Genomic DNA, 12605 nt, shown 5'->3' with positions numbered 1-12605 from the left:
AGCCCCGCGAGCGATGAGAGACCGCGACCCCCAGGGCAAGCCGCGCAACGCCAGGCCACGCGACGCGTACGGCAGGCCGCTCCCCTACGGCTCGCCCGGCGTCGACCGGGTCCCCGACGACTACGCCCCCACCGCCGGCCAGGCGCTCGCCGACGCGCGGCACTTCCTGGCCGCGGGGCTGCCGTTCAACGCGCACGAGGTCTTCGAGGGCCGCTGGAAGTGCGCGCCCGAGGAGGAGCGCGAGCTGTGGCAGGGGCTCGCGCAGATCTGCGTCGGCCTGACGCACCTGCAGCGCGGCAACGGCCGCGGCGCGGTCACCCTGTTCAGCCGCGGCGCGGCCAGGGCGCAGGCGTACGGCGGCGACTACGACGCCGTCGGCAGGGCGGCCACCGGCCTGACCCAGGACAGCGACCCCGGCGAGGCGATCGCCCTGATCCTGCGCGAGCTGCCCGGCTAGTCGCACTCCTGGGTGCTGGCCGCGGAGGTGTCGTTCCTGCCCTGGCCGGCGTCGGGGGCGACCTCCTCGGCGGTCAGCACGTAACCGGTGTCCTTCTCGCTGACCGCGGCGGCGAAGATCACACCGTAGACGCGGCCGTCGACGGTGAGCAGCGGGCCGCCGGAGTTGCCCGGCAGCACCTTTCCGCGGATCGCGTAGACCTTCCGCCGGACGTTGCTGCCGTGGTAGATGTCGGGGCCCTCGGCGTCGAGGCGGCCGCCGATGCGGGCCGGCTCGGCGGTGAAGCCCTTGCCCCTGGGGAAGCCGGCGATGATCGCGTTGGCGCCGCGCTTGCCGTCGGCCTCGAAGCTGAGCTGCGGCAGGTTGAGGCCGGGCACGTAGAGGATCGCGATGTCGCGCTGGGGGTTGTAGCGCACGACCTTGGCCGGGTGGCGCACGTTCTTGTAGTCGATGACCTCGAGGTCGCGGGTGACGCCGGCGACGACGTGGGCGTTCGTCATGATCCGGCCGTCGGCGTAGACGAAGCCGGTGCCCTCGATGTGCTTGTTGCAGCTCTCGGCGTTGCCCTGGACCTTGACGATGGCCCGCTGGGCCCGGCCCAGCTTGGCGCCCTGGAGGATGCTCTGCGCGGGCGGCGGCACGTCGATCAGCGTGTCGGCGCCGATCGCGTCGAAGACGGGCGGGAACTCCGACCGGTCGACGAACTTCTTGAACGGCTGCTGCCAGTTGCGCGCGGCCTGCGGGATCGCGTCGTCGACGGTGGTCAGCAGCGCGGAGTTCTTGACCTGGTCGACCAGCGGGGTGAACGTCGTCGAGACGATCAGCGACCCGATCAGCCAGGCGATCACCAGCACGGACAGCGCGCTGGCGAACGTGCCGCCCACCGCGTCGGCCATCTTGGCCGGCTCCCACGTCACGTGGCTGCGCACGACCGCGCCGACCGTGGAGGAGGCGAACTGGCCGATCGTGGCGGCCAGGAAGACGATCACGATCGCGAGCAGCGCCTGCGGGGTGTCGCCGTCGACGACGGCCTTGGCGATCGGCGGAGCGATGAAGATGCCGAGCACGGCGCCGCCCACGAACCCCACGAAGCTCATCGCGCCGATGATGAAGCCCTGTCGGTAGCCGGATACGCCGAAGGCGATCACGAGGCCGATCAATATGAGGTCAAGCAGATCACCGCGCACGCTTCAAAGGTAACCAGCGATACGGTCAAGTGTGCACGTCTTCCGCCAGGACGGCGTCACCCGCCTGGCTATCTTGAGCGGTATGCCGCCGGCCGAGGGAACAGTGCGCGATCTCATCCAGGCAGCTCTCAGCGACACCGATCCGGACGGGCCGCTGCGCTGGCACGTGATCTGCCAGCTGCGCCAGCGGGCCGACCTGGAGTCGTTCATCGAGGCACGCCGCCTGTGCGCTGCGGACAACGTGGCCGAACGCCTGCTCGGGGTGGACATCATGGGCATGCTGCGGCCGTTCGTGGACCGTACGCTGCCGGTGCTGCGCTACCTGGCCGCCAGCGAGGTCGACGCCATGGTCCTGTACTCCGTGCTGATCGCCTTCGGCCACCTGGCCGACCCCCGCTCGCTGCCTTCGGTGATCGACCTGGCCTGTCACGACGACGCCAGGGTGCGGTACGGGGCGGCGTACGCGCTGCAGCACGTGCTCGGCGACCCGCCCGACCGGGCCGGCCTGGAGATGCTGCGCACCCTGGCCGCCGACGACGACGCCGACGTGGCCAACTGGGCCTCGCTCGGCGTCTCGCTCAGGGCCCCGGAGTGACCCCGGCCCGGCGTCCTCGCGTCAGGGCGCCGGAGTGGTCCGCTCGCGCAGGCCCAGCCGCACGACCTCGGCCGGCAGGTCCTCCAGCCGCGCCTGGTCCCACGGACGTTCGAGGCCGCCCGCGCGCAGCACGGAGTCGAGCACCATCGCGGTGAACCCCCACACCAGCATGCCGCGCACGTGGAAGGCCGGCCCGGCGAGCCCGCTGGGATGCCGCAACATGACCCGGTTGCCCGGATCGACCAGCTCGGCGATCGGCACCCGCTCCACGGACTCCACCTCGTCGGGCGAGGCCGCGTGCACGGCGGACGGCGTGTGCCACCAGCCGAACACCGGGGTGACCCGGTTGTCGCTGTGGTCGAGGTAGAGCTCGGGCATCGTGCCGAGGACGCGGACGCCACGGGGATCGACGCCGGTCTCCTCCTCCGCCTCGCGCAGGGCCGCGCCGACCGGGCCGCCGTCGTCGGGATCGACGCCGCCGCCGGGGAAGGCGGGCTGACCCGCGTGCCTGCGCCCGCGCGAGCTGCGCTGGATGAGCAGCACGTCGGGGCCGAGCGGGCCCTCGCCGAACAACATCAGCACCGCGGCCAGGCGCCCGCCGTCGGCCGGGGGCCGCAGGTAACGGGGGACCGTGATGCGCGCGGCCTGCGCCGCCAGCCGTTCGAGCCAGTCGGGCACTTCTGTCACGCCAACCTCCAACACGGCACGGCCTCGATCACTTCCCGCTGCTCGCAGATCAGGAGAAGGGACCGGGCCTGACCAGCTTCTCGGCCTCCGCCTCGCCGGTGGGCCCGGTGCCGAAGGAGGGGCACAGGTTGGCCAGCGGGCACACGCCGCAGGCCGGGCGGCGGGCGTGGCAGATGCGGCGGCCGTGCCAGATCACCCGGTGGGAGAAGATCGTCCACTCGCGCCGGGGCAGCAGCTCGGCCACGATGTGCTCGATCTTGACGGGGTCGGTCTCCTCGGTCCAGCCGAAGCGGCGCACGAGCCGCTGGAAGTGCGTGTCGACGGTCAGCCCCGGCACGCCGAACGCGTTGCCGAGCACCACGTTCGCGGTCTTGCGGCCCACGCCGGGCAGGGTGACCAGGTCTTTGAGCCGGCCGGGCACCTCGCCGCGGTAACGCTCGCACACGGCCTGGGCCATGCCGATGATGCTGTTGGTCTTCGCGCGGAAGAAGCCGGTCGAGCGGATGATGTCTTCCATCTCGGCGCGGTCGGCGGCGGCGTAGTCCTCGACGGTGGGGTACTTGGCGAACAGGGTGGGGGTCACCATGTTCACCCGCTTGTCGGTGCACTGGGCCGACAGGATGGTGGCGACCAGGAGCTCCAGCGGGTTGCGGAAGTCGAGCTCACAGTGGGCGTCGGGGTAGGTCTCGGCGAGGACGCGGTTCATCCTGCGCGCCCGGCGTACCAGGGCGAGCTGGGTCTCCGGCTTGCGCCCCGCCGCGTTCGTGGCCATGCCGCAAGACTATGGGAACGGTTGAACCTTCTACGCCGCGTTCGCGTACAACCTGGCGGCTTGGAGGGCGGCGACCATGGGCGATCGACACAAGGGCGAGTCACTGACCGAGTTCGTCCGCGCGGGCGGACCGTTGCGCGGTGCGGCGCTGCACCGGCTGGCGCTGGGCAGCGCGGCGGCCATGGCCAGGATGCACGCCCACGGCGTGACCGGCCTGCGGCTCACCCCGGACAACGTCGCGCTCGGCACGCGCGGCCAGGTGCTGGTGGGCGTGCAGGGCTCGCCCGGCCGCGGCGGCCCGGCCGCCGACGTGCGGGACTGGGCCGAGCTGGTGACGTTCGCGAGCGGGTCCGGCGCGCTGCCGCAGCCGCTGCGCGGCGTCGTCGAGCGCTGCCGCCGTCCGGAGCCGGCCGGCCGCCCTTCGGCGGCCCATGTCGTACGCGTCCTGCTGGGCCACACGATGGCGACGGCGGTCGCCTCCGTGGACGACCTCCTGCGGAAGTAAGCAGGTCACCCGATTTGTTCATACACTTCAGTGCGCGACACATCAGGGCAATCCCGGGCTAAACCGGGCATTCCCATAGCCTGTGTGTGCCGCCCGGAGTGGGGTGAGTCACAATGGCAGCAGAGGAGGCAGAGTGAACACCGAAGATGTGCTGGGCAAGGCCCCCCTGTTCGCCGCGCTCGACCGCGAGAGCGCCGCGGCGCTGCGGACGAGCATCACCGAGGTCCAGCTGTCCAAGGGACAGACCCTCTTCCACGAGAACGAGACCGGCGACCGGCTCTACGTCGTGCTCGAAGGCAAGATCAAGCTTTCCCGCACCTCGCCCGACGGCCGCGAGAACCTGCTGAGCGTGCTCGGCCCGAGCGAGATGTTCGGCGAGCTGTCGCTGTTCGACCCGCGTCCGCGCACCGCCACGGCGACGGCGCTGACCGACGTGCGCCTGGCCGGTCTGGGCCACGACGACCTGCGCCCGTGGCTGACCGGCCGCCCCGAGGTGGCGCTGCACCTGCTGCGCGCGCTGGCCCAGCGGCTGCGCCGTACCAACGACGTGCTGGCCGACCTGGTCTTCACCGACGTGCCCGGCCGGGTCGCCAAGCAGCTACTCGACCTGGCCGAGCGGTTCGGCACCAAGACCGACGACGGCATGCGCGTGCACCACGACCTCACCCAGGAGGAGCTGGCCCAGCTCGTCGGGGCCTCGCGCGAGACGGTGAACAAGGCCCTGGCCGACTTCGCCCAGCGCGGCTGGCTGCGCATCGAGGCCAAGGCCGTGGTCATCCTCGACATGGACCGGCTCTACAACCGCTCCAGGTAGTCGAGCTGGGCCCGCACGGAGACCTCCGCCGCGGGCCAGAGCGACCTGTCGACGTCGGCGTACACGATCTCGACGACCTCCTGCGGCGTGCGCGCGCCGCGCGCCTGCGCCGCCCTGATCTGGTCGAGCCGCTGCCGCCGGTGGGCGATGTAGCCGTCGAGGGCCGCGATCGGATCGGGCAGCACCGGGCCGTGGCCGGGCAGCAGCGCCCGCGCCCCCAGGCCCTCGGCCGCCGCCCGCAGCCGGTCGAGGCTGCGCAGGTAGTCGCCCAGGCCGCCGTCCTGGGCGATGATCGTGGTGCCCCGGCCTAGGACGGTGTCGCCGGTCAGCATGGCCCTGTCCTGGGGCAGCCAGAAGCACAGCGAGTCGAACGAGTGGCCGGGCGTGGCGTAGACGTGCAGCTCCAGGCCGTCGACCGTGATCACGTCGCCGTCGCCGAGCCCTTCGTCGCCGAGCCGGTGGCGCGGGTCGAGTGCGCGTACGGGGGCGTCGACCAGCTCGGCGAACCGTTTGGCGCCGCCGCTGTGGTCGGCGTGGCCGTGCGTGAGCAGGATCTGGGTGACCCGCCGCTCGCCCAGATGGTCGCGTACGCGCAGCAGGTGCGCCTCGTCGTCGGGCCCGGGATCGACCACGACCGCGTCACGGGTGCCGATGACCCAGGTGTTGGTGCCGTCGAGCGTCATGGCGGACGGGTTGGGCGCCAGCAGGTTCTCGGCGTGCTCGGTACGGGAACCGTCGGGCGTGCCGAGCGGGATGTGCAGTCCGCTCACGGCGTCATCAACCTCATCTCCCCCTCGACCTCCATGGCCGTCGGCAGGATCGCGGTGATCCGCCGCTCCTCGGCCAGCACGGACGCCACGCTGTCGTGCCCGGCCAGCTCGGCGAGCGTGTGGGAGGTGGGCGGCATCAGGAAGATCTCACCCGCGCGCCACAGCTCGATCGCCTCGGCCGGCCGCCGCCACACCACGTGGTCGGCCTCGCCCCCGACGTCGCGCGTGCGCTGGCCCTCGGGCAGCACCGCCACGAAGAACCGGGTGTCGAACCTGCGCTGCTCGATCTCCGGCGTGATCCAGTGGGCCCACGGCTTGAGCAGGTCGGACCTGAGCACCAGGCCACGCTTGGCCAGGAAGTCGGCGAAGGCCAGACTCCGGTCGATCAGCGCCAGCCGGTCGGCCTCCCAGTCGTCGCCCGTGGTGTCCTCGACCACGCTGTCCGGCCCCGGCCCCGCCAGCAGCACGCCGGACTCCTCGAACGTCTCCCGCACGGCCGCGCACACCAGCCCACGCGCGACGTTCTCACTGGCGTGGAAGACCTCGCCCCACTCCTTGGGGGACGGCCCGGCCCAGGCCACCGCCTGGTCGGTGTCGCGTGGATCGACGGAGCCGCCGGGGAAGACGTAGGCGCCCGCCGCGAAGGCCATCGTGGACTTCCGCCGGAGCAGGTAGACCTCGGGCCCGCCGCGCGGGCCCGAACCGCGCAGGATCACCACCGTGGCGGCGTCGCGCGCCGGGACGGGGGCGAGCCGCCCGGCGATGATCTCTCTGGCTCGCGCGGCGAGCTCGTCGGGAAGGGGAAGACCGGCCACCTGACCTCCTACTAGAACATCACTCGGTCATGGTGACACATCCTGGTGGTCAGGAGACCTCCGCGATCAGCTCCACTTCCACGGGGGCGTCCAGCGGCAGCGCGGCCACGCCCACGGCGCTGCGGGCGTGCTTGCCCGCCTCGCCGAACACCTCGGCCAGGAAGTCGCTGGCGCCGTTGGCCACCTGGGGCTGCTCGGTGAAGCTCGGCGCGCTGGCCACGAAGACCACGACCTTGACGATCCGGCGCACCCGGGACAGCTCGCCCAGCTCGGCCTTCAGCGCGGCCAGCGCGTTGAGCACGCAGATGCGCGCCTGCGCCTTGCCCTCGTCGACGCCGAGGTCGACGCCGAGCTTGCCGGTCTGGTGCAGCTTGCCCTCCAGCATGGGCACCTGGCCGGAGGTGTAGACGAGGTCGCCGGTACGGGCGGTCGGCACGTACGCGGCCAGCGGCGTCACGGGCTGGGGCAGCTCGTGCCCGAGCTCGGCGATCCGCTCCTCGGGGGTCACGCCTTCTCCCGCTTGAAGTAGGCGACGAGCTGCTCGGGCGAGGCGCCCTGGACGATCTGGACGAGCTCCCAGCCGTCGGACCCGAAGTTGTCGAGGATCATCTTCGTGTTGTGGATCAGCACCGGAGCGGTGAGGTACTCCCATTTCTTCATGGCATGACGATCTCATGGAAAGCCGCTTCCCGGCCTGTCACCCCACCCATACGTGGGGCGGTGACCACAATGTGAGCAATCAAACGGTGGCCGTCGGGTTTCGACAAGTAACCGTTCGGTAGCCTCGAAACGTGGACTCTCCGGACACGGACTGGGGCGACGTGCGGCTGCACGTCGTCACCGGCAAGGGCGGCACCGGCAAGACGACCGTCGCCGCCGCCCTCGCCCTCGCACTGGCCGCGGGCGGGCGCAAGGTGCTGCTCGTCGAGGTGGAGGGCAGGCAGGGCATCGCCCAGATCTTCGACCTGCCGCCGCTGCCCTACGAGGAGCGCAAGATCGCCGTCGCGCCCTCCGGCGGCGACGTGTACGCGCTGGCCATCGATCCCGAAGAGGCCATGCTCGAATACATGGAGATGTTCTACGGCATGCGCAGGGCCGGGCGCGCGCTGACCAAGATGGGCATCGTCGACTTCGCCACCACCGTGGCCCCCGGGTTCCGCGACGTCCTGGTCACCGGCAAGACGACCGAGGCCGTGCGCAGGCGGGGCAAGAACGGCCGCAGGGTCTACGACGCCGTCGTCCTCGACGCGCCGCCCACCGGCCGCATCACGCGCTTCCTGAACGTCACCCAGGAGGTCGCCGGCCTGGCCAAGGTCGGCCCGATCAAGAACCACTCGGAACTCGTGAACGGCGTCGTGAAGTCCAGGGAGACGATGGTGCACTTCGTCACCCTCCTGGAGGAGATGCCGGTGCAGGAGACCCTCGACGGGGTCGCCGAATTGCGCTCGGCCGGGCTTCCCGCAGGTTGCGTTTTCATCAACATGGTCCGTGAATCACTGCTTCCACAGGCCGCTCTTGACATGGCTGTCAAGGGCCGATTCGACGTGGGCGAGCTGGCGCTGGGGCTCAAGGCGGCCGGTCTCGCCGACACCTCCGACGCCGCCGCGATGGCCGAGGCGCTCTCCGAGGAGGTCGTCGAGCACGCCCGCCGCACCGAGCTGGAGCACGCCGAGCGCGAATCGCTGGCCGAGGCCGGCCTGCCGCGCGTCGAGCTGCCGCTGCTGGCCGACGGCGTCGACCTGGCCGGCCTGTACGAGCTGGCCGAAGTCCTCCGCACCCACCGGGGAGCCGTGTGAAGAAGCCCATCCCCCTGGACGTCGACGCGATCCTCGACGACAAGGGCACCCGGATCATCGTCTGCTGCGGCTCCGGCGGCGTCGGCAAGACCACCACCGCCGCGGCCCTCGGCCTGCGCGCCGCCGAACGCGGCCGGTGCGCGGTCGTGCTGACCGTCGACCCGGCGCGCCGCCTGGCCCAGTCGATGGGCCTGACCGAGCTGGACAACACCCCGCGCCTGGTCAGCTCGCCCGAGGGCGGCGGCCAGCTCTTCGCCATGATGCTCGACATGAAGCGCACGTTCGACGAGATCATCGAGGCGCACGCCGACCCCGAGCGGGCCCGCCAGATCCTGTCGAACCCCTTCTACCAGTCGCTGTCCTCCAGCTTCTCGGGCACGCAGGAGTACATGGCGATGGAGAAGCTCGGCCAGCTCCGTCGCTCCGACGAGTGGGACCTGATCATCGTGGACACGCCGCCCTCGCGGTCGGCGCTGGACTTCCTCGACGCGCCCGAGCGGCTCGGCCGCTTCCTCGACGGACGGTTCATCCGGCTGCTCACCGCCCCCGCCAAGGCGGGCGGGCGCAGCGCGTTCCGGCTGCTCAACGCCGGGTTCGGGTTGATGGCCGGAGCGATGACCAAGCTGCTCGGCGCGCAGGTGATCAAGGACCTGCAGACGTTCGTGTCCGCGCTGGACGCCGTGTTCGGCGGGTTCAGGCAGCGGGCCGAGATGACGTACAAGCTGTTGCAGGCGCCGGGCACGGCCTTCCTCGTGGTGGCCGCGCCGGAGCGCGACGCGATGAGGGAGGCGTCGTACTTCGTGGAACGGCTCGCCGAGGAGCGCATGCCCCTCGCCGGGCTCGTGGTGAACCGGGTGCACGTGTCGCCCGGCTCGGCACTCTCGGCGGCACGCAGCGCCGCCGCGGCCGAGGACCTGGAGTCCAGGGGCGAACACGAGTTGACGGCCGCTGTGCTGCGGCTGCACACCGGCCGGATGCAACTCGCCACTCGCGAGAGCCGCGAGCAGGAGCATTTCGTCTCGGCACATCCCACGGTGCCCGTGGCACAGGTACGTGCGATGTCCGGAGATGTCCACGACCTAGCCGGCTTGCGGCAGATCGGGAACCTGTTGGCGAGCGCGTAGAGAAAGCACGGCCGACGGGCGGCGCCGGCCGTGCTTTCCCGCCGCGGGCCCGATCAGCCCGCGATCAGCTCATTGGTCCGTTCGTACTCTTCCTTCGCGGACTCGAGCAGGTCGCGCCACGAGTCCACGTCGGGCCGGCGCCTGAGCAGCGCACGGCGTTCGCGTTCGGTCATACCGCCCCACACCCCGAACTCGATGCGGTTGTCCAGCGCATCGGCGAGGCATTCGGTACGGACCGGGCATCCTCGACAGATCAGCTTCGCCCTGTTCTGTGCGGCGCCCTGGACGAACAGCGCGTCCGGGTCCGCACCCTTACAGGCGGCACGGGAGGTCCAATCCGTGATCCACATTTTTCGACCCCACTCCCCTTAGGTGGTCAGTCGTCATTTGGGGCCGACGGGCGCGGGCGCCGAGCCTCCGTATTCAGTTGCCGCAGAGGATGAACGTACGCAACTTCACGTTCGGGCCGACAGACCCCAGAGGACCAATTTCTCGCCGGACTGTTGACCGGGAATGACTAGTCACCCCTCCCAGTCAAGGCGAAATGGTGTCGTGTTACCGATAAGGACAGTGTTTCGACGTACCCTTGGGAGCGTGCAAGCGAAGGGCAAAGACCGCTCCCACCCGCTCCTCAGCGTCCTGCGTCTGATCATCGCCGGGACGGCGGCGGGTGTGCTGGCGGCGGCGGTGGCGCTGCCGGCGGTCGGCGGGGCGGGCGTGTCGGCCAAGACCGCCATGGACGGACTCGAACTCAAGCCCAGGGAACTCGACGAACCCCCGCTGCCGGAACGCACGAAGCTGGTCGACGCCAACGGCAAGCAGATCGCCCAGTTCTACTACGAGAACCGGCAGTCCGTGACCCTCGACAAGGTCTCGCCCATCATGCAGACCGCGCTGATCGCGATCGAGGACTTCCGCTTCTTCGAGCACGGCCCGATCGACGTCGAGGGCACCGCCCGCGCCCTGGTGAAGAACCTCACCGGCGGCGGCGTCATGCAGGGCGGCTCCTCGATCACCCAGCAGTACGTCAAGCAGGTGCTGGTCAACAAGGCCGAGACGCCGGAGGAGCAGCAGGCGGCCATCGCCCCGACGATGTCCCGCAAGCTCCAGGAGCTGCGGTACGCCATGGCGATCGAGCGCAAGTACAGCAAGCAGCAGATCCTGGAGAAGTACCTCAACATCGCCTACTTCGGCGCGGGCGCGCACGGCATCCAGGCCGCGGCCAGGCGTTTCTTCGACAAGCCCGCCTCCGAGCTGGACCTGTCGGAGGCCGCCACGCTGGCCGGCGCCGTCCAGAACCCGGCCCGCACCGACCCCAACGTCGGCCCCGAGTCGCGCGAACGGCTGCTGCTGCGCCGCAACACCGTGCTCGACCGGATGGCCGAGATCCACAAGATCACCCGGGCGGAGGCCGACGCGGCCAAGGCCGAGAAGCTCGGCTACAAGGACGTCAAGTTCCCCGGCGGCTGCGAGGCCAGCAAGTTCCCGTACTTCTGCCTCTACGTCCAGTACGAGATCCTCAACAACGACGACTTCGGCAAGAACCAGGACGAGCGCAGGAAGCTGCTCCAGCGCGGCGGCATGACGATCAAGACCACGCTCGACCCCAAGATGCAGAAGGCCGCCGAGAAGGCCATCAAGAAGTACGTCAGCCCCAAGGACAAGCCCGTGGCCGCGCAGGCCATGGTCGTGCCCGGCACCGGCGAGATCAAGGCGATGGCGGCCTCGCGCAAGTTCGGCGGCAGCAAGAAGAAGAACGAGATGAGCTACAACGTCGTCGCCGACGCCGCGCACGGCGGCGGGCGCGGCTTGCAGCAGGGCTCGACGGCCAAGGCGTACACGCTGGCCACCGCCCTGGAGGAGGGCCTGAAGTACGGCGACGGCTTCCCCTCGCCGGCCGGGTTCACCGCGAGCGGGTACAACTCGTTCAAGGACTGCAAGGGCGACAACGTCGGCGACCCCTCGCACACCGCGCACAACTCCAGCGAGGGCGGCGGCGGTTTCAAGACCCTGCAGACCGGCACGTGGGGCTCGGTGAACACGTTCTTCCTCAGGCTGGAGCAGGAGGTCGGGCTCTGCAAGGTCGTCAAGCTCGCCAAGCGCCTCGGCGTCAAGCGGGCCGACGGCGGCAAGCTGCGCGAGGTCGAGACGTTCACGCTGGGCGTCAACGAGGTCGACCCCGTGACGATCGCCAACTCCTACGCCGTGTTCGCCTCGCGCGGCCAGTACTGCCAGCCGCTGGCCATCACCGAGATCAAGGACAGGAACGGCGCCGCCAAGCAGTACAAGCCGAAGTGCTCGCAGGTCATGGAGGAGGAGGTCGCCGACGCGGTCAGCGGCATCCTCTCGGGCGTGTTCACCAAGGGCACGATGAGCGGCGTGGGCGGCATCGGTCGTGACGCGGCCGGCAAGACCGGAACGACCGACGACTACATGTCCGCCTGGTTCGCCGGTTACACCCCGAACCTGTCCTCGGCCGTGAGCCTCGGCGACCCGCGCGGCGCCTCCACCCACAAGTTGATCGGGGTCACGATCGGGGGGCAGTACTTCCCGTACGTGTACGGCGCCTCGATCTCCGGGCCCATCTGGAAGCAGGCGATGATGCAGGCGCTCAAGGGGGTGGAGCCGGCGGAGTTCACGCCGGTGGACCACTCGCGGTTCGGCGGCTGCTCCGACAAGTGCGCGCCGAAGCCCAAGAAGAAGAAGCGCGGGGGCGACGAGGGGCCGGGGGACGGCGATCCGTTCGAGAACTTCTTCGGCGACCACAACGACCGTGGCGACGGCGGCGGAGACGGGCGTGGGCCGGGCGACTGGCAGCGGCCGGGCAACGGGTTCGGCGGCGGGCTGGGCGACGGGCTGGGCGACGGGCTCGGCGGCCAGGCCAACACCGGGCTCACCGCCCCGGCGGCCCGAACCCGCCGCTGAGAGGCATGGGGCGGCCTTTGGGGCGACATCGCCCCTCTAGGGCTCTATGGCCGCCCAGTCCCGCGTACAACGCCCCAGAGGCTTCCCAGGGACGGCCCTCTCACCCGGCCGCCCCTGCCCACCTCCCACAACACCCCTCAGACGGACACCGTTGTCCC

General features: G+C 70.7%; 15 protein-coding genes. 7 read left to right on the top strand and 8 right to left on the bottom strand.

The annotated features are described in order from the left end of the window. Positions 1-13: 13 nt before the first annotated feature. Complete coding sequence (locus ABZ459_RS05295) at positions 14-457, top strand: DUF309 domain-containing protein (RefSeq protein WP_357966152.1); 444 nt, start codon at positions 14-16, stop codon at positions 455-457. Here the strand turns inward: ABZ459_RS05295 and ABZ459_RS05290 are convergent. Then, positions 454-1644, bottom strand: coding sequence for a MarP family serine protease (locus tag ABZ459_RS05290; RefSeq protein ID WP_357966149.1), 1191 nt, complete (start codon positions 1642-1644; stop codon positions 454-456). The genes ABZ459_RS05295 and ABZ459_RS05290 overlap by 4 nt on opposite strands. Before the next feature lie 103 nt (positions 1645-1747). Between ABZ459_RS05290 and ABZ459_RS05285 the strand changes: the two genes are divergently transcribed. After that, complete coding sequence (locus ABZ459_RS05285) at positions 1748-2239, top strand: HEAT repeat domain-containing protein (protein ID WP_357966146.1); 492 nt, start codon at positions 1748-1750, stop codon at positions 2237-2239. Between the two features lie 21 nt (positions 2240-2260). Here the strand turns inward: ABZ459_RS05285 and ABZ459_RS05280 are convergent, their stop codons facing one another. Further along, complete coding sequence (locus ABZ459_RS05280) at positions 2261-2926, bottom strand: CoA pyrophosphatase (RefSeq protein ID WP_357966143.1); 666 nt, start codon at positions 2924-2926, stop codon at positions 2261-2263. A 49-nt stretch (positions 2927-2975) separates the two neighbouring features. Next, on the bottom strand, positions 2976-3698 hold the full coding sequence (gene nth / locus ABZ459_RS05275) for an endonuclease III (protein WP_357966140.1): 723 nt from the start codon (positions 3696-3698) through the stop codon (positions 2976-2978). A 76-nt stretch (positions 3699-3774) separates the two neighbouring features. Between nth and ABZ459_RS05270 the strand changes: the two genes are divergently transcribed. Both ABZ459_RS05270 and ABZ459_RS05265 read left to right on the top strand, forming a co-directional pair. Further along, positions 3775-4203, top strand: a complete 429-nt coding sequence (locus ABZ459_RS05270) for a hypothetical protein (RefSeq protein ID WP_357966138.1) — start codon at positions 3775-3777, stop codon at positions 4201-4203. Between the two features lie 133 nt (positions 4204-4336). Next, positions 4337-5017 (top strand): Crp/Fnr family transcriptional regulator, encoded by a 681-nt coding sequence (locus ABZ459_RS05265; RefSeq protein ID WP_125644033.1) that lies wholly within the window; start codon positions 4337-4339, stop codon positions 5015-5017. Here ABZ459_RS05265 and ABZ459_RS05260 read toward each other — a convergent pair. The 4 genes from ABZ459_RS05260 to ABZ459_RS05245 are packed head-to-tail and all read right to left on the bottom strand — an operon-like array spanning position 4999 to position 7262. Then, positions 4999-5787: an MBL fold metallo-hydrolase gene (locus ABZ459_RS05260; protein ID WP_357966135.1), complete on the bottom strand. Its 789-nt coding sequence runs from the start codon at positions 5785-5787 to the stop codon at positions 4999-5001. The genes ABZ459_RS05265 and ABZ459_RS05260 overlap by 19 nt on opposite strands. Further along, positions 5784-6602: an NUDIX hydrolase gene (locus tag ABZ459_RS05255; RefSeq protein ID WP_357966132.1), complete on the bottom strand. Its 819-nt coding sequence runs from the start codon at positions 6600-6602 to the stop codon at positions 5784-5786. The genes ABZ459_RS05260 and ABZ459_RS05255 overlap by 4 nt, the downstream gene beginning before the upstream one ends. Positions 6603-6651: 49 nt before the next feature. Further along, complete coding sequence (locus tag ABZ459_RS05250) at positions 6652-7110, bottom strand: RidA family protein (RefSeq protein WP_357966130.1); 459 nt, start codon at positions 7108-7110, stop codon at positions 6652-6654. Beyond that, on the bottom strand, positions 7107-7262 hold the full coding sequence (locus tag ABZ459_RS05245; protein WP_352321370.1) for a hypothetical protein: 156 nt from the start codon (positions 7260-7262) through the stop codon (positions 7107-7109). The genes ABZ459_RS05250 and ABZ459_RS05245 overlap by 4 nt, the downstream gene beginning before the upstream one ends. A 131-nt stretch (positions 7263-7393) precedes the next feature. Here ABZ459_RS05245 and ABZ459_RS05240 point away from each other — a divergent pair, with 131 nt between their 5' ends. Continuing rightward, positions 7394-8398, top strand: coding sequence for an ArsA-related P-loop ATPase (locus tag ABZ459_RS05240; protein ID WP_357966127.1), 1005 nt, complete (start codon positions 7394-7396; stop codon positions 8396-8398). Continuing rightward, positions 8395-9522, top strand: coding sequence for an ArsA family ATPase (locus ABZ459_RS05235; RefSeq protein WP_352321366.1), 1128 nt, complete (start codon positions 8395-8397; stop codon positions 9520-9522). Before ABZ459_RS05240 ends, ABZ459_RS05235 begins: the two co-directional genes overlap by 4 nt. Positions 9523-9575: 53 nt before the next feature. Here the strand turns inward: ABZ459_RS05235 and ABZ459_RS05230 are convergent, their stop codons facing one another. Beyond that, positions 9576-9872, bottom strand: coding sequence for a WhiB family transcriptional regulator (locus ABZ459_RS05230; protein WP_090771382.1), 297 nt, complete (start codon positions 9870-9872; stop codon positions 9576-9578). 244 nt (positions 9873-10116) lie between these two features. Between ABZ459_RS05230 and ABZ459_RS05225 the strand changes: the two genes are divergently transcribed. Continuing rightward, the gene (locus tag ABZ459_RS05225) at positions 10117-12447 is read left to right on the top strand and encodes a transglycosylase domain-containing protein (protein ID WP_357966124.1); all 2331 of its coding nucleotides are present in this window, start codon (positions 10117-10119) and stop codon (positions 12445-12447) included. Positions 12448-12605: the final 158 nt, after the last annotated feature.

Source organism: Nonomuraea sp. NPDC005692 (assembly GCF_040631115.1).
Lineage (GTDB): Bacteria > Actinomycetota > Actinomycetes > Streptosporangiales > Streptosporangiaceae > Nonomuraea.
Note: the sequence above shows the minus strand (reverse complement) of the source record. Positions and strands in the feature narration are given on the sequence as shown.

What these genes read in the sequence shown, in the direction of transcription:
- ABZ459_RS05295 (WP_357966152.1), top strand. Translation starts at nt 14, where the DNA reads ATGAGAGACCGCGACCCCCAGGGCAAGCCGCGCAACGCCAGGCCACGC.
- nth (WP_357966140.1), bottom strand. Translation starts at nt 3,698, where the DNA reads ATGGCCACGAACGCGGCGGGGCGCAAGCCGGAGACCCAGCTCGCCCTG.
- ABZ459_RS05270 (WP_357966138.1), top strand. Translation starts at nt 3,775, where the DNA reads ATGGGCGATCGACACAAGGGCGAGTCACTGACCGAGTTCGTCCGCGCG.
- ABZ459_RS05245 (WP_352321370.1), bottom strand. Translation starts at nt 7,262, where the DNA reads ATGAAGAAATGGGAGTACCTCACCGCTCCGGTGCTGATCCACAACACG.
- ABZ459_RS05230 (WP_090771382.1), bottom strand. Translation starts at nt 9,872, where the DNA reads ATGTGGATCACGGATTGGACCTCCCGTGCCGCCTGTAAGGGTGCGGAC.